The sequence below is a fragment of the Streptosporangium sandarakinum genome (assembly GCF_013409935.1).
GTDB lineage: Bacteria > Actinomycetota > Actinomycetes > Streptosporangiales > Streptosporangiaceae > Streptosporangium > Streptosporangium nondiastaticum.
The window spans coordinates 1,534,977-1,550,333 of the sequence record NZ_JACCCO010000002.1 but is presented as its reverse complement, the minus strand read 5'-3'; the positions used below and the strand labels follow the sequence as shown (position 1 = coordinate 1,550,333).

The window sequence follows — 15,357 nt, the reverse complement described above, 5'->3', positions numbered from 1 at the left end:
GCCGCGACGCCGGTCGTCAGGCGGAGCGGACCGGCTGGCGGAGGATGGTCCGCATCTTCTCCGGATCGGTCTCCCGCACGTCGGACAGGTAGATCTCGTGGTGCAGGCCGTTCGGGACGAAGCCGGCGTCGCGGATGTGAGCCTCCATCCGGGCGAGGGTCTTCGGCTCCTCGGCGTACGGCCCGCGGTGCAGCGCCTGCACGCACAGGCCCTCGGTGAAGGTGACGAGCTGCACCCGGGCGGCGGCCGGATGCCGCGCGGCCTCACGCGCCTCGTCGACCCACGCGTCGTCCCACGCCGCGCCCACCGGGCCGTCCCACGTCATGTCCACCGGACCGTTCACCGCTCCGCCCGCCGGGCCGTCCGACGTCATGTCCACCGGACCGTTCACCGCTCCGCCCGCCGGGCCGTCCGACGTCATGTCCACCGGACCGTTCACCGCTCCGCCCGTCGGGCCGTTCACCGCCTCGCCCGCAGATCCGCCCATCGCGTCGTTCTCCCCACCGCTAACCGGGCCGTTCCCGGCAACGCCCGCCGCGTCGGGCAGCCGCAGGAACAGGTGCCACCACCACTCCTCGCGCGGCACGTCGAACGGCGGACGCTCATCCTCCACCCACCACCGGCCTTCGAGACAGGGCAACTCGAACATCCACCCGTGGCGGGCCGCGACGCCGATCAACTCCCCCGCGACGGCGTACAGCGCTCCCACGCTCGTGCCGTAGACGGCCCCTCCCGGCTCGCCCTGTCCCGTGATCGACAGCGCGCGTACGGGGCCGAACTCGACCACTTCGGGATCGTCGGCGGCCGAGTACCAGTTCAAGCTCATTCGGGGTCCTCCAATTTGATCATCAGATGTGTCACCAGCCGGTCCGGTGACGTGGTCCTGGGGTCGGAGACGTACACCTCGTGCAGCGGGCCGTCGGGCGTGTGCCCGCGCTCACCCAGCCAGGCGAACAGCGCGTGCGTGGTGAGGGATATCTGGTCGTACGGCCCGACATGGGTGACCGAGGCGTACAGGCCGCCCGGCAGGACGTCCGGAGAGGTGCCCGGGACGTCCGCGGACGTCTCCACCGCGATGGTCACGGCGATCTCCCGGGTGAGGTCGAGCGGGAACAACCCGATCGGCGTCCCCGTCGGCCCACCCGTGACGCCCACGGTCCCTTCCGGCTCGCCCCCGACGCCCATGGCGTTCACGGCCGCCATCAGCCGGGCCACGTTCGCCGACGTGACGGCGCCGATCCGCTCCTGCGACGTGGTGTCCCGTACGGTGGCCACCCGCCGGGCGGGCTCGCGGACGACGGTCACCTCCGAGCGGGGCAGGCCGTGGGAGAGGATGCGTTCCAGCGCGGCGAAGTTGCGCTCGCGGCGCGCCAGGTCGGCCTCCATGCGGTCGCGCACGCCGCCGAGCGCGTCCGTCCCGTCGGACAGCACCCGCCCGATCGACGGCAGGGGCACGTCGAGGGAGCGCAACAGGCCGATCAGCAGGGCGGCGCGTGCCTGGTCGGGCCGGTAGTAGCGGTAGCCGCTGTCCGGATCGACGTGGGCGGGGGCCAGCAGTCCCAGCTCGTCGTAGTGGCGCAGTTGCTTGACGCTGAGCCGGCAGAGCCGGGCGAACCGCCCGATCGGCAGGTATCCCTCGTTCACGTCTTCAGCATGGAGGCTCCCACGGTGGGAGAGTCCAACCGGACCGGAAGGCCGATCGGCCCGAGGCCGTCCCGGACGGCCTTCCGGCCCGTGCTTTCCTCAGAGGGGCTGGGTCAGGTTGACCATGTTGCCGTCGGGGTCGTGGACGTGGGCGACCCGCTCCCCCCACGGCATGTCGTTCGACGGGCCGAGCACGCGCCCGCCGGCCGCCTCGACCCGCTCCAGCAGGCCGTTGACATCATCGACCTGCACGCTCAGTGCGAACCGCTGCGGCGTGGACAGATCGACTTTCTCACTGACCAGGCCGAGCTCGGAGTCGCCCAGCCGCAGGCCCACGAAGAAGACGGGGCCGTCATCCGGGAAACGGCGCACCTCCACCGCGCCGAGCAGCCGCTCGTAGAAGAACTGCAGCCGGGGCAGGTCGGGGGTGATGATGATGGGCTGGACGGTCGTCATGTCCGCTCCTTCGTTCGCTTCATGTCACTGTCCACGGTGGTACGGCGCGGCGCGGCGAAACTCATCGGTGGGGCGGGAACGCTCATGACGGAAGGGCCGCGGCGGAGGCCGGGAACCTCCGCGGCGGCCGGGGGCGGAGCGACCGGGAGCGTCGGCGGCCGGGGACGCGTGTCAGCCGGAGACGTTCGCCGCGGCCAGGGGGGAACCGATCGAGGCGCCGAAGAGCGGGAGCAGCCGGTCGGCGCCCAGGTAGGTGGTGGTGCCGACGACCAGCCCCCCGGACACGTCGAGGACCACCAGCCCGAACGGGACGTGGGCGCCGCCGGGGCCCGGCCTGGTCTGCCAGAACGCCGGCGAGCCGTTCGCCGCGACCGGAACGAGGCGCGCCCCCTCGCAGGATGACTCCGGGGCCAGCAGCACCCGCCTGATCTGGTCCCGGCCGCGCAGCCACCAGACGAAGGGCGGCATGGACAGCACCGCGTCCTCGTGCAGCAGGGCGACGAGCGTGGTGACGTCGTGCCGTTCGAACGCGGCGCAGTAGCGGGCGAGCAGCTCGCGCTGGGCGGGGTCGGACGGCCGGAACGGCTCGCCGGGCCCGGTGCCGACCGCCCGGAGCGTCGCCCTCGCCCGCTGCAACGCGCTGGTCACCGACGCGACGGTGGTCTCCAGGAGGGTCGCGACCTCCTCCGCCTTCCACCGCAGCACGTCGCGCAGGATCAGCACCGCCCGCTGCCGGGGTGGCAGGTGCTGCAGCGCGGCGACGAACGCCAGGCGGATCGTCTCGCGCAGTACGGCCAGCTCCTCCGGGTCACCGTCCGGCGGCAGCACGAGGGCGTCCGGAACAGGCTGGACCCAGACGCTTTCCGGCGCGGGCCGGCCGATGCCCGAACCGGCCTCCGCCGCCGGGCCGAGGTCCATCGCCAGCGCGCGGCGCTGTGCGCTGCGCAGCATGTCGAGGCAGACGTTGGTGGCGATGCTGTAGAGCCAGGTGCGCAGCGACGCCCGCCGTTCGTCGTAGCGGTCGAACGACCGCCAGGCGCGCAGCAGCGTCTCCTGCACCGCGTCCTCGGCATCGAAGCCGGAGCCGAGCATCCGGTAGCAGTAACCGGTCAGCTCGGCCCGGAACGGCTCCAGCCGGGACTCCTCGCCGGTCGGCGTCTTGGCCATCCCCCGACCATACGCACCGCCACCGACACATCCCGGGGGAGGGGACCGATGAGTTCCCGGCTCTGCGCCCGTACACCTGTCGAGACCACGGTACGGACACACATACGGGAGATCGCGATGACCGAGGACGACCTTCGGAAAGCGGTGGCGGCGGAGCGCGGTGAGCAGGCGGAACTGCTCGCCGCCCTGAGCCCGGAGCAGTGGGACGCGCCCACGCTGTGCGAGGGGTGGCGGGTGCGCGAGGTCGTCGCCCACACGACGACGCCCTTCCGCGCCTCACTCGGCAGGACGCTGCTGGAGCTGGTGAGGGCACGGGGAGACTTCAACCGCATGGCCGACCGGTGCGCGCGCCGCGACGCCACGGAACTGCCGCCCGAGAGGCTGCTCGCCTCGCTGCGGGACAACGTCGCGCACCCGTGGACGCCGCCGGGCGGGGGCGCCGGGGGAGCGCTGTCGCACGACGTCATCCATGGGCTCGACATCACGGTGGGCCTGGGACTCGACCGCCGGGTGCCGGCGGAGCGGGTCGCCATGGTGCTGGCCGGGATGCGGCCGAAGAACATCGCGTTCTTCGGAACCGACCTGACGGGGGTCAGGCTGCAGGCGACCGACATCGACTGGAGCCACGGCACGGGGACGCCGCTCCGGGGCCTGGCGCAGGACCTGCTGCTCGTCGTCTGCGGACGGCGCCTGCCGCCGGGCCGGCTCACAGGCGAGGCCGCGGCACGGTTCTCCCGGTAGTCCCAGGGCCGCGAGCCGGGCGGGTCCCCGGGCGCTTTCCCGGATGCGCGTCGATGCTTTCAGGTAATAGTTGAAAATTTCACGATCGCGGGATCCCGTTCCCGGGTGTCCGCCCACGTGACGCGTGTGCCGAGTGCCCGGGGGCCGTCCACCGGACGGCGCGGCGTTGACATACGGTGCCCGAACTCCAAAAGTCTCATGGGAGCGCTCCCACATCCTCTCGGCTCCACACCTGGGGGTCAGACCCGGCATGTCATCACCACGCGAAACGCTTCCGACCACACCGCGCCGAACACCGGCCCCCGATCCGGTACGACGTCTCCGTCCCACACTGAGAAAGGGCACCGCCGTGGACATGGTGGTCAAGAACCAGGGACTGTTCCTGGCCCTGTACCGGTTCGTCATGGGACTGCTGTTCGCCTGCCACGGCGCGGCGACCCTCTTCGACGTCCTGGGAGGGCCGGAAGGCCAGGCGCCCAGTGTCGGGCAGTGGCCCTCGTGGTGGGCCGCCGTCATCGAACTGGTCGGCGGCACCCTCGTCGTCCTCGGACTGGGCGCCCGTACCGCCGCCGTCATCTGCTCGGGCACCATGGCGTTCGCCTACTTCACCGTCCACCAGGCCCACGCGCTGTTCCCGATCCAGAACGGCGGCGAGAAGGCCGCCCTCTTCTGCTGGGGCTTCCTGCTCATCGCCGTCTTCGGCCCCGGCCGCTGGGCGCTGTCCACGCTGCTGACGCCCTCGCGGACCCTCGCGCACGAGAGGGCGTGACGACCGCGACGGACCACCGCGCGGCCTCTCGCACCCGCTCGGGGACGGGCCACCGCACGGTTCCTCGCACTCGCTCCGGGACGGACCACCGCACGGTCCCCCGTGCCCGCTCCGGGGCGGACCACCACACGATCCATCGCACTCGCTCCGGGCGGACCGGGGCCGACGGGAGCCGCCGGTCCGCCCGGACGCGGGGCCGCCCGTACGGATGACCGATCATGTTCCCGCCTCCCCCGGCACCGATCGCGGGCGCCGGGGGAGGCGGTGAGATTCCCCGCCGTCATTCCGTTGTCAGCCGCGCCCCGGGTGGTTCGTCCGTACAATCCCATCGGGGGTGGGCGATGGCCACGCATTCCACGGGCACCACCGCGTCACCGCGTTCTACACGCACCGCCGCGTCACGTTCCACGGGCACCACCGCTTCACTCGCCGTCGCGGCCGGAGGGACGTGGCTGCTGGTCGTCACCGTCCTGGGGGCCGGCCAGGAGGTCATCTGGCGGAACGGCCTGATATGGGCGCTCGGCGCGCTGGCCGGCCTCTCCTTCCTCATGATCGGGGTCGTGATCGCCCGGGAGCATCCGCGCAACCAGGTCGGTCCGCTCATGGTCCTGCTCGGGGTCGCCTGGATCCCCCAGCAGATGCTGTTCCTGCCCGAGGACCCGCTGTGGGCGCTGGCGCTGTGCGGCGTGTGGGCCGGGGTCGCCTGCCACCTGTTCCTCGCCTTCCCCACCGGCAGGCTGGGCTCCCTTTCACATCGGGTGGTGACCGGCCTGGCGTACATCACCGCCCTCGTGCTGTCCGCGGCCCAGGCACTCGTCCTCCTTCCGCTGCCCGAGCCGCTCCGGCACATCGCCGTCGCGCTCGACGACTCCTCCTGGCAGGCGGCGCTCCTCATCTCCGGCGCGCTGCTCGTTCTCACGGTCAAACGCTGGCGGCGGGCCAGCGTGACGCAGCGCCGGGCGATCGCACCGGTCACCGGCGCGTCGATCGTCGCCACGGTCGCCTTCGCCGGGGACCGCGTGGCCGACTTCTTCCCACCCAACCCGCTGCAACTCCCCGCGGCGCTCGTCATGCTGGCGGCCTTCGTGGCGGTCCCGCTGGCGTACCTGGCCGGGCTGATGCGAAGCCGGATGGACCACGGCCGCGTGGCCGAGCTCGTGGTCCACCTGAGCAGACGCGAACGGCCGGACACGCTGCGCGACGAGCTGGCCGCCACCCTGCGGGACCCGGGGCTGACCGTGGGCTACTGGACGGCCGAGCAGGACCGCTACGTCGACGCCGACGGCCGCCCGGTCCACCTGGACCCGGGGCCGGGCAGGGCCGTCACCCGCGTCGACCAGGGCGAGGCGCCGCTCGCCGTACTCGTGCACGACGCCGCCCTCCTGGAGCAGCCCCTGCTGGTCGAGGCCGCGTGCGCCGCCGCGGCGCTCGCCCTGGAGAACGAGCGGCTCACCGCGGACCTGCGGGCCCGGCTGCGGCAGCTCGCGGCCTCGCGGCGGCGGATGCTGCAGTGGGGCGAGTCCGAGCGCCGCAGGATCGAACGCGACCTGCACGACGGCGTGCAGCAGCGGCTGCTGTCGGTGGCGATGACGCTCGGGCTGGCCGAGGCCGCGGGCGCCGCCCCCGGGCGGGCCGTACCGCTGATCGGCGAGGCCAAGGCGGCGGTGCTCGCCGCGCTGGACGACCTGCGCGCGGTCAGCCACGGCATCCACCCGCCGGTGCTGACCGAGCGCGGTCTGGCGGGCGCGGTCAAGGAGCTGGCCGCGGTCTCACCCGTCACCGTCACCGTCACCTGCGACCTGGCGCCGGCCGGGCCGCTGCCGCAGTCCGTGGAGACCGCGGCCTACTACATCGTCAACGAGGCCCTGGCCAACGTGACCAGGCACGCCGCCGCGTCGAAGGCATGGGTACGGCTCGCCCGCCACGACGGCCATCTCCTGGTCGAGGTGGGCGACGACGGCGCGGGCGGCGCCGACCCCGCGCGCGGCTCCGGGCTCGCCGGGCTCGCCGACCGCGCCGAGGCCAACGGCGGCAGACTCACGATCGACAGCCCACCGGGGAAGGGAACCGTGCTGAGGGTGGTCCTGCCGTGCGCGTAGCGATCTGCGAGGACTCCACGCTGTTCCGTGAGGGCCTGGCCCGGCTGCTGGCCGAGTCGGGGTTCGCGGTGGCGGCGTGCGTCGACAACGCCGATGAACTGCTCACCCACGTGGCGCAGGACCCGCCCGAGGTGGCCGTGCTCGACATCCGGCTGCCGCCCACGCACACCGACGAGGGGCTGCGCGCCGCGGTCACCCTGCGGGAGCGGCACCCGGAGGTGGGGGTGCTGGTGCTGTCGCAGTACGTCCGGGTGAGCTACGCGGTCGAGCTGCTCGGCGGCCGCACCGAGGGCGTGGGCTACCTGCTGAAGGACCGGGTGTCGGACCTGGCGGAGTTCGCCGCGGCCATCCGCCGGGTGGGGTCGGGCGGGTCCGTGCTGGACCCGGTCGTCGTCGAGCAGCTCGTCGGCCGCCACCGGCAGCCCGGCGACCCGCTGGGACGGCTCACCGAGCGGGAACGCGCCGTACTGCGGCTGATGGCCGAGGGCCGCACGAACATGGCGATCGCCGAACGGCTGGCCATCGCCGAACGCACCGTGGAGAAGCACTGCACGAGCATCTTCGCCAAGCTCGACCTGGAGGCCAGCGCGCACGACCACCGGCGGGTGCTGGCGGTGCTGCGGTACCTGAACGCGTAAGGGGCGGGTCCGCGCGGCCTCGCGGCGCATGAACCATGTGTGGGGCGGGGCCACCCGGCTTTGTGACGCCGGAACGCGTGAGGGGGCGGGCAGCCCGTACGGTCTCGCGGTGCGTGAACGCGTGAGGGGCGGGTCCGCGCGGCCTCGCGACATCTGAACGGGTGAGGGGGCGGGCGCCCGTACGGTCACCGGCGGGCGCGCGGTGTCACGGCGCCCGGCCGTGTGCGGAGGCGTGGAGGTACGGATAACCGCACCTTCAGGAGCGTGCCAGCCGGGTTCCCCCGCCGATGGCCGTCGCCGATGATCGGACCGACGGAAAGTCACCGATGGAAAGTCACCGGCGGAAAACCGCAGACGGAAAGCCGCCGACGAGAAATCATCCGCGGAAAGCCGTCGGCGGAAAGTCACCGGCGATCGGACCGAGGAAAAGGAGCACGCTGATGGCGGTGGACGCTGAGGTGCGGCGGCTGCTCGCGGACTCCGGGCAGGCGCGCACACGGGTGAGCCCCCGGACCGACCTGGTCACGGCGCTGCTCGGCGTCTGGTTCGGCGTCGGGCTGATGATCGACGCCTGGGCGCACAGCAACCTGGCCGAGTTGGAGACGTTCTTCACGCCCTGGCACGCGGCGTTCTACTCGGGGTTCGCAGCGGTGTCCGGGTGGATCATCTGGCAGGTCCACCGCAACGTGCGCGCCGGCCGGAGCGGCCTGGCCGCGGTGCCGGACGGGTACCTCGCGGGACTGCTCGCCATCCCGGGGTTCGCCGCGTTCGGGTTCGCCGACCTGACGTGGCACACGTTCCTGGGCATCGAGCAGACCATCGACATCCTGTTCAGCCCCTCCCACCTGGGACTGATCGTGACGATGATGCTCATCATCACGAGCCCGCTCCGCTCGGCCTGGAACGCCCCGGACATCGGGGACCGGCCCCGGCTGTCGCGGCTTCTGCCCGCGCTGGTCGGACTCGGCTTCGGCGCCGCGCTGGTGTCGCTGTTCGTGTCGTACGGCAACGCCATGCAGTGGGGCGCGGAGAGCGTCGTCCGGGCCTTCTCCAGCGTGGACGACGGCGGCGTCGACCAACTGGCCGCATCGATGATCGTCACGAACGTGGTGCTGCTCGCCCCGGTGCTGTTCCTCCAGCGGAGATGGCGGCTGCCGTTCGGGAGCGTGACCGTGCTGTCCGCGGTGGGCGTCCTGATGCCGGGCGCGCAGACGTCCTTCGGCAACATGCCGATCCTGCTGACGTTCGTCGCCGCCGGACTGGTGAGCGACCTGCTGATCCGGTGGCTGCGTCCCTCCCGGGAACGCCGGGCCGCCTACTGGGCCTTCGCCGGCCTGTCGGCGTTCGTCACCTGGTCCCTGTACATCGCGGTCGCGTCCCTGGTCGCGGGACGGCTGCCGGCCGTACCCGAACTGTGGACCGGCGCGCCGATCGTGGCGGGACTCGTCGGCCTCGCACTCGGCGCCCTGTTCCTCCCGAACGCGACACCCGCGGGGGCCGGTGGGTCCGGCGTCCGACAGGCATGATCCGGCTGCTCCGGCTGTTCTGCCTGGCCGTTCTGCTGGTGGTGGTGTCAGCGTCGCCCACGGCGGCGCACGACGTCAGGGCGGGGGCGGACCTGCGGATCGCGCAGACGATCGCGGGCGCGGAGCTGACCCTCGTCATCAAGGCCACGACCCGGGTGCCGGGGCCGCTGCGCGTCGAGGTGATCGGCTTCCCCTCCGCCCCGGCGCTGGACCTGCGGCTCCGATCGACGGCCGACGGGCGCGTCACGCACGGTACGGCGGCGCCGGGGCGCCCCGCGCAGTTCCGGGTCGAGGAGACCGGACCGCACGAGCTGACCGTCGGAGCCGGGGGCGAGACCGCGGTGATCCCGTTCCGGGTCCTGGTGGACCGCGGCTCGGGATGGGAGTTCCTGATCTACGGCGGCCTGTTCGTGGCCGGTCTGCTTCTGGTGGGCGGCCTGCTCACCGGGGCGTTCAACCGGCGTGGCAGACCGGCGGTCGTGGTGACCGCGGTCGCCGCCGCGGGGATCTCGGTCGCCGCCCTGATCGTGGTCCTCGAACCCTGGCTGCCCGCCAGGCCGCCGGACGGCGCCGAGCCACGGCCCACGGGCTCGGCGCTCGGCCGGCCGTACGTTCAGCGGGTGGTGACCACGGTCCCCGCCCGCCCGGCCGCGGGCGAGGAGTTCACGACGCGCGTGGAACTGTTCGACGGGTCCACCGGGCGGCCCGTCGACGACCTAGCCGTCCACCACGAGGCCATGGCCCACCTGGTGGTCACCAGCCAGGACGGCCGCTACTTCCGTCACGTCCATCCGCTGCGCACCGCCCCGGGACGCCTGGAGGTACGGCTGCGCGCCGACCGCCCCGGCCGTTACCTCACCTACGTCGAGCTGGAACGCACCGACTCGGGCGGCCAGCTCCTCACCGGCTCCTTCACTGTCGCCGGCCCGGAGAGGCCCACGGCCTCGCCCGGCCCGGGGATCCAGGACGCCGCGGCCGGGACGGTCACGGTGACGCCCGCCGTACCGCGGGCGGGGCGACCCGCCACCGTCGAAGTGGCCGCGAACGGAACGCCGCGGCCGTGGCTCGGGATGGCGGGCCACCTCATCGTGCGCGCCGAGGACGGTGAGTTCCTCGGCCACGTCCACGAGATGGGGACGCCCGGCAGCCGATTGCGCTTCACGTTCGGCTTCCCCGTGCCGGGCCGCTACTTCGCCTGGGCGCAGTACGCCACAGACCGCGGCATCACCACCGTGCCCTTCACCGTGGAGGTCCCCCGATGATCCGGACGAAAGGCATGAAGGGGCTGGGAGGTCTGGTGCTCGCCGGGCTTCTGGCGGTCGTCGTGGTCGCGTTCGTCGTCGCCCGCACCTCGGGCGGGGACCCGGTGACCACGGCGGGCACCCGCTACGCCGTCACCGTCACCGCAGACCGGAACACGATAGACGTACGGCTGGACAGGGGCGAGGCCGACACCGTCACCGTCGCCGCCGTGATGCCCGCCATGGGCCACGCGATGCCCGAGGCCACCGCCAGGAAAGCCGCCCCCGGTCACTTCGTCGCCGAGGGCGACCTGTTCTCCATGGGCGGCGGGTGGGAACTGTCCGTCCGCCTCACCGGCCCTCCGGGCGAGGAGACCCTCACGTTCACCACTCTCGTCGCCGACTAGCGCCGTGCCTCGCCGTACCTCCCAGGAGAGATCCGGCGATGTCGATCGCCTGATCCGAACCTGGCCCCTGTGGTGAAATACGCTGAATGGAGCGCGTGAGGCAGTTGATAGGCGAGATGCTGGTCTGCTTCTTCGCGGTCCTCCTGCTGACCGGGGGCTTCCTGGCCTTCTTCCACGTGCCCAGCGACGAAATGGTCCCCTACAGCGGCTCCTACGAGCCCCTTCGGGGCACTCTCATGAGCGACGCCTACGCCTCGGCCCTGAACATCAGCCTCGACGTGCGCGGTGGCCTCCTCATCCGGCAACTGCACCACACCTCCTCGATCCTGCTCGTCGCCGGGACGATCCTCTGGCTCCTGCTCGGCCGGTTCCGGTACGCCCTCGTGGCACTGGGCCTGGGTGCGCTCGCCGCGCTCTCCGGGTACGGGGCCGTCGACGACCTGCTGTCCGGAGCCGTCCTCGGGAAGGTGCCCGTCCCCCTGTGGTACGGCCTGCACCTGCTGACTGTGCTGGCCGTGGGCGCGGTGCTGGTGGTCTCCTCGCGGAAAGAGGCCGCCCGGCGGCCCAGAACGCCGGCCCTCATCGCGCTGAGCATCGGCCTCGCCGTTCTGGCGGTCCTCTCCTTCTGACCGTCTCTCGCCGGGGCGAGGGAGGCCTCCGTCCACCCGCCTGGGCGATCACCGAGACTGGAACTTCCGAGAACAGGGGACGGAGAATTCTCACACCCTCCACTCGGGATGCGGGAACGGAGCGCGGAGGGAGGAAGCGCTTTGGTCGTCGACCCGGGGCCGGGGGAGAAAGGTGCGAAGGCCCTTTCCGCGCCATCAAGAAAAAGGCGCCGACCGATATCGATTACAGCTCGCACCCCAGGCGGTTTTCGGTGTTTTCGGAAACCGGTGGGCATCTCCTGGTCGTCGACGCCTCCGAATCGCGCTCATCCACCCGCTCAAATTGGTGATCACCATCTTTGATTGCGGAGCAACTACCGGAACGGTCTCGTTCATGGAACCCGAAGGCCGTTTTGCTGACTTTTTCGGTAATCGCTTCCAAGGCACCCTGGACGGTGATCTGTTCCGCCGGAGGACATTTCGGGGAGCCCCGGCGGAGAATAAGACGGGACGCGCCGAAAAGTCAGGAGAGAAATGACCAGAACTCGTGTGGGAAGAACGGGGCCGCGACGCCTGCGAACGGTGGCGGGAATCCTTGCGTTCGTCCTGCTCGTCGCCCTGACGCAGGCCGTACCGGCTGAGGCGACGGTCCTGAAGTGCGGCGACTCGATAGTGTCCGGCAGACCCCTGACCGTCACCCTCGACAACGACCTGAACTGCCCCTCGGGTTACGCCCTGACCATGAACTCGGACAACGCCTTCCTCGTGACCCTCGACCTCGCGGGCCACACCGTGGCGGGCAGCATCCTGGTGTACACCGCCTCCCGCGTGCTCGTGAAGAACGGGCGGCTCTCGGGACTCACCGCCTCCGACAGCACCACCGTGACCCTCACCGACGTGCGGGGGGTGAGACTGACCGTCAGGAACCGGGCGACGGTGACCGCCAACGGAACGCCGAGCACCTGCGAGATAGACTCCATCAGCCTCACGCAGGCCCGCCTGACGGCGGACGACTGCACCCTGCACGGGGGAACCTTCTACCAAGGGGTGCCGACCGTGAGGTCGAGCGTGGTGAGCAACGGCTCACTGAGTTTCACCGAATCCAGCGACGGCCTGTTCACCGGAAACGTCTTCGACAACGCCCCGGTGTCGGTGGGCTGGGAGTCGGTCGACTTCATCTTCCGGAACAACGTCTTCAAGAACGCCGGAACGGCCCTCGACATGGGCGGCATCGCGCGGGGTCCCTGGTCCTCGGGCACGGTCGAGAACAACGAGTTCAACGACAACTCCATCGGAATGCGCGCCGCGCCGTACTTCGACACGATGACCGTGCGGAACAACACCTTCGCACGCAACACGACGGTCGGCCTGTACATCGACAACCGGGTGACGCCCCGGCAGTCCTACCCGGTCTCCGACAACGTCTTCCTGGACAACGGGCAGGCCCCCAGCGGAGCCACCGACCGCTGGGGCTATCCCCTCCGGGGCGGCCTGCACGTCGTGAACTCCAGCGTGGAGAACGGGCCGCCCTACCTTCCCGCGATCACGCTCACCCGCAACACCGGCTCGGGCAACGCGGACTACCTCATCTGGGCGTCATCGCGAGATGTGGTCGACGGAGGCGGAAACCAGGGCCCCTGCAAGCCGGGCGACGTCTCCCTGATCTGCTCCTGAGGCCCTGAGGCCCATCGCTTCTCGAAAGGCCGCCGCCACACGAACCGCCGGAGCCCGCCCTCCGGCGGTGCTTCCCAAGGCCGTGGCCCCGCTTCACGTGGCCGATCCCTCATCCGCTCACGACAGTGAACATGAACGGACATCATCCGTGAAGGGGACTGATCAGCGGGGAACCGTCCCGCTGATCACCACACCCGTCATGACCGCTCAGGCGGTTCTGGGTGTGGCACGCACACCCAGATGGACGTACGGCGAGCCGTCGGCGAGCTCGTAGAAGACGGCCGACACCCACTGCGGCTCCCCGTCCGGACGGCCGACGAAGGTGGTGTCGTCCACCGGGACGAGGTCGAACTCCATGGGCGGCTGCATCCCGGCGAGGGCGCCGGTGGGCTCGTTGTGCAGCGAGAGCCGGCCGTCGCGGACCGACATCGTCATCCGGGCGCCCGCCCGCTCGTACACGCCGGCGTACCGCTCGACGTCGGTCTCGAACGGCTCGGCGGGAGGGCCGAGCACCGGCGGCACGGCCAGGCCGAGCAGCTCGTCGAAGAGCTCGGTGGCCAGGGCGCGCTGGAAGGCGGCGGTGTGGCCGCCGTTGGCCAGCACACACACCACCGTCTCCGTCTCGGGGACCACCCAGAGCATGGCGGCCTGGCCGATGGTGTTCCCGCCGTGGGAGAGGACCCGGCGGCCCTGCCACTCGTCCAGGATCCAGCCGATGCCCCACTGCCTGCCCATGGTGTGCGGGTTGGGGATGTCCACCTGCGGCTCCCACATCGCCCGGGGGTCGGCGAGCAGCTCGGTGCCCAGATGCGCGCGGGCGAACGCGACGACGTCGGCGGGCCGGGCGCAGATCAGCCCGGCCGGGCCGGCGGAGCGCATCAGGCCCCAGACGGGGGCGGGCCGGCCGTCCATGTGGCCCATCGCACCGCGGAAGCGCAGCACGTCCTCCGGCAGGGTCCAGGTGTGGGTCAGGCCGAGCGGCTCGATGACCTGCTCGCGCAGCGCGGCGTCCCAGACCTTCCCGGTGAGACGCTCGATGACGCGCCCGGCGATGGTGAACCCGGAGTTGCAGTACGACTGGGTGGCGCCGAGCGGGTGGTTCTGCGCGAGGTCGGCGCACGCCCGCACGTACTTCTCCACGCAGTCGTCGCCGCGGCCCGTGTCGAGGAACAGGTCCCCGTCGATGCCGGAGGTGTGCGTGAGCAGATGCCGGATCGTGACGGTCCTGCTCACCTCGGGATCGGCGACCCGGAACTCCGGCAGCACCTCGGCGACCGCGGTGTCGAGCGTCAACTCGCCACGCTCGACGAGCAGCATGATCTGGGTCGCGGTCCACACCTTGGTGACCGAACCGACCTGGAAGAGGGAGTCGGTGGTCACTTCCACACCGGTGGCCGTGTTGAGCACGCCCGCGGCGAACTCGTGCACCTCACCCTCGTGCAGGAAGGCCAGACCCGCACCGGGCACCTCGAAGCGGGCGATCAGCTCGGCGAGACGGGCCCGCCATCGACCGGGATCCACTGCTGCAGCCACTCGACGATCCTTTCGTTGCAGTCCACTCGACGGTACGGGCGGCCGTTGAGGATGAACAGGTGGGAGCCGCCCGGGTAACGGGCCGGCCGGACCGGCGCGCCCCGCTCGCGCAGGGCGGCGAACCACTGCTCAGCCTGATCGTCATCCTCCCCGTGGAGGAACAGCGTCGGCGTGGTCACCCGGTCGACGTGGGTCATGGGAGGCCGCGCGGCGATGTCCCGCGGCATTCATACGTCCTGAGTAAGTGACCCTCGTCCGAGGCGCCCGCCGCGCTGACCAGGTCGCTGAGGCTCTCACCGGAGATGGCCGTGCGCATTGATGGCCGGCGGCATCAGGCCAACGTCAAGTCCGAACACCCTGGATCACTGAAGTCAGATCGACTACCGCGGGAGCTGCTGGTCACCTGACCTCCGCCTGAGGGTGGGCAAAGACCTCTGATTGGCCTTCGCGAGTATCGCCAAGGCGCGCAGGATCTCGGGTCGCTGGTCGGGCTGCGTGCCTCGAAGAGCAACGATCGACACGATCGTGATCGTTAGCGTGGGCACGACGATCGCTACGGCCAACCAGGTGGTGAGAACCGAGAAAACCATGACCCATACCCCTCGTCCCTGGCTCTGATCGAGCAGGGCGCGCAGGGCTCAGCTCGACCAGTAGACAACACTGGCAAGCTGAGTTCCCTGCCCTGGCTGGGTTCTCAGACGGGATTGTGAATCCCATACGGTTTTCCTCAGGGGACGGGCGTCCCGATGGCTGAAGGTCTCTCCCGCCCCTGATACAAGGGCCAACGACGCCGGGAATGCGTACCTTCGGAATTACCAGGGTCTCCGAAGATCCGCCCGTGATGACGACATCGC

General features: G+C 71.2%; 15 protein-coding genes. 9 read left to right on the top strand and 6 right to left on the bottom strand.

The genetic code is table 11. The features are described from left to right. Positions 1-16: 16 nt before the first annotated feature. The 4 genes from HDA43_RS34490 to HDA43_RS25460 form a co-directional block, all read right to left on the bottom strand. Complete coding sequence (locus tag HDA43_RS34490; RefSeq protein ID WP_218912412.1) at positions 17-826, bottom strand: GyrI-like domain-containing protein; 810 nt, start codon at positions 824-826, stop codon at positions 17-19. Beyond that, on the bottom strand, positions 823-1,644 hold the full coding sequence (locus tag HDA43_RS25470; protein WP_179825808.1) for a MerR family transcriptional regulator: 822 nt from the start codon (positions 1,642-1,644) through the stop codon (positions 823-825). The genes HDA43_RS34490 and HDA43_RS25470 overlap by 4 nt, the downstream gene beginning before the upstream one ends. Before the next feature lie 99 nt (positions 1,645-1,743). Continuing rightward, complete coding sequence (locus HDA43_RS25465) at positions 1,744-2,100, bottom strand: VOC family protein (RefSeq protein ID WP_179825806.1); 357 nt, start codon at positions 2,098-2,100, stop codon at positions 1,744-1,746. A gap of 171 nt (positions 2,101-2,271) precedes the next feature. After that, positions 2,272-3,267, bottom strand: a complete 996-nt coding sequence (locus tag HDA43_RS25460) for a sigma-70 family RNA polymerase sigma factor (protein WP_179825803.1) — start codon at positions 3,265-3,267, stop codon at positions 2,272-2,274. Positions 3,268-3,384: 117 nt separating this feature from the next. Between HDA43_RS25460 and HDA43_RS25455 the strand changes: the two genes are divergently transcribed. From HDA43_RS25455 to HDA43_RS25415, 9 genes are all read left to right on the top strand, one after another. After that, positions 3,385-4,008 (top strand): maleylpyruvate isomerase family mycothiol-dependent enzyme, encoded by a 624-nt coding sequence (locus HDA43_RS25455; protein ID WP_179825801.1) that lies wholly within the window; start codon positions 3,385-3,387, stop codon positions 4,006-4,008. A 355-nt stretch (positions 4,009-4,363) separates the two neighbouring features. Further along, positions 4,364-4,777: a DoxX family protein gene (locus HDA43_RS25450; RefSeq protein ID WP_179826492.1), complete on the top strand. Its 414-nt coding sequence runs from the start codon at positions 4,364-4,366 to the stop codon at positions 4,775-4,777. 341 nt (positions 4,778-5,118) lie between these two features. Continuing rightward, a complete protein-coding gene (locus HDA43_RS35350) occupies positions 5,119-6,876 on the top strand; it encodes a sensor histidine kinase (protein WP_179825799.1) in 1,758 nt (585 codons plus the stop codon). Next, positions 6,867-7,514 carry a response regulator transcription factor gene (locus HDA43_RS25440; protein ID WP_179825797.1) on the top strand — a complete coding sequence of 216 codons (648 nt, stop codon included), beginning with the start codon at positions 6,867-6,869 and terminating at the stop codon, positions 7,512-7,514. Before HDA43_RS35350 ends, HDA43_RS25440 begins: the two co-directional genes overlap by 10 nt. A gap of 440 nt (positions 7,515-7,954) precedes the next feature. Next, on the top strand, positions 7,955-9,040 hold the full coding sequence (locus HDA43_RS25435) for a hypothetical protein (protein WP_179825795.1): 1,086 nt from the start codon (positions 7,955-7,957) through the stop codon (positions 9,038-9,040). Further along, a complete protein-coding gene (locus HDA43_RS25430; protein ID WP_179825793.1) occupies positions 9,037-10,302 on the top strand; it encodes a DUF8832 domain-containing protein in 1,266 nt (421 codons plus the stop codon). The genes HDA43_RS25435 and HDA43_RS25430 overlap by 4 nt, the downstream gene beginning before the upstream one ends. Then, entirely contained in the window at positions 10,299-10,688 is a 390-nt protein-coding gene (locus HDA43_RS25425) for a hypothetical protein (protein WP_179825791.1), read from the top strand. The genes HDA43_RS25430 and HDA43_RS25425 overlap by 4 nt, the downstream gene beginning before the upstream one ends. 95 nt (positions 10,689-10,783) lie before the next feature. After that, positions 10,784-11,317, top strand: coding sequence for a hypothetical protein (locus tag HDA43_RS25420; RefSeq protein ID WP_179825789.1), 534 nt, complete (start codon positions 10,784-10,786; stop codon positions 11,315-11,317). Between the two features lie 561 nt (positions 11,318-11,878). Continuing rightward, positions 11,879-12,970, top strand: a complete 1,092-nt coding sequence (locus HDA43_RS25415) for a right-handed parallel beta-helix repeat-containing protein (protein WP_179825787.1) — start codon at positions 11,879-11,881, stop codon at positions 12,968-12,970. A 207-nt stretch (positions 12,971-13,177) separates the two neighbouring features. On the opposite strand, the gene HDA43_RS25410 is transcribed toward HDA43_RS25415, so the two are convergent. Continuing rightward, the gene (locus tag HDA43_RS25410) at positions 13,178-14,503 is read right to left on the bottom strand and encodes a serine hydrolase (protein WP_312873535.1); all 1,326 of its coding nucleotides are present in this window, start codon (positions 14,501-14,503) and stop codon (positions 13,178-13,180) included. After that, positions 14,452-14,730, bottom strand: coding sequence for an alpha/beta hydrolase family protein (locus HDA43_RS25405; RefSeq protein ID WP_179825785.1), 279 nt, complete (start codon positions 14,728-14,730; stop codon positions 14,452-14,454). Before HDA43_RS25405 ends, HDA43_RS25410 begins: the two co-directional genes overlap by 52 nt. Between the last annotated feature and the right edge of the window lie 627 nt (positions 14,731-15,357).

Bases quoted from the DNA above. Each gene is read 5' to 3' on its own strand.
- HDA43_RS25435 (WP_179825795.1), top strand. From the start codon at position 7,955: ATGGCGGTGGACGCTGAGGTGCGGCGGCTGCTCGCGGACTCCGGGCAG.
- HDA43_RS25450 (WP_179826492.1), top strand. From the start codon at position 4,364: ATGGTGGTCAAGAACCAGGGACTGTTCCTGGCCCTGTACCGGTTCGTC.
- HDA43_RS35350 (WP_179825799.1), top strand. From the start codon at position 5,119: ATGGCCACGCATTCCACGGGCACCACCGCGTCACCGCGTTCTACACGC.
- HDA43_RS25460 (WP_179825803.1), bottom strand. From the start codon at position 3,267: ATGGCCAAGACGCCGACCGGCGAGGAGTCCCGGCTGGAGCCGTTCCGG.
- HDA43_RS25455 (WP_179825801.1), top strand. From the start codon at position 3,385: ATGACCGAGGACGACCTTCGGAAAGCGGTGGCGGCGGAGCGCGGTGAG.
- HDA43_RS34490 (WP_218912412.1), bottom strand. From the start codon at position 826: ATGAGCTTGAACTGGTACTCGGCCGCCGACGATCCCGAAGTGGTCGAG.
- HDA43_RS25465 (WP_179825806.1), bottom strand. From the start codon at position 2,100: ATGACGACCGTCCAGCCCATCATCATCACCCCCGACCTGCCCCGGCTG.
- HDA43_RS25425 (WP_179825791.1), top strand. From the start codon at position 10,299: ATGATCCGGACGAAAGGCATGAAGGGGCTGGGAGGTCTGGTGCTCGCC.
- HDA43_RS25405 (WP_179825785.1), bottom strand. From the start codon at position 14,730: ATGCCGCGGGACATCGCCGCGCGGCCTCCCATGACCCACGTCGACCGG.
- HDA43_RS25430 (WP_179825793.1), top strand. From the start codon at position 9,037: ATGATCCGGCTGCTCCGGCTGTTCTGCCTGGCCGTTCTGCTGGTGGTG.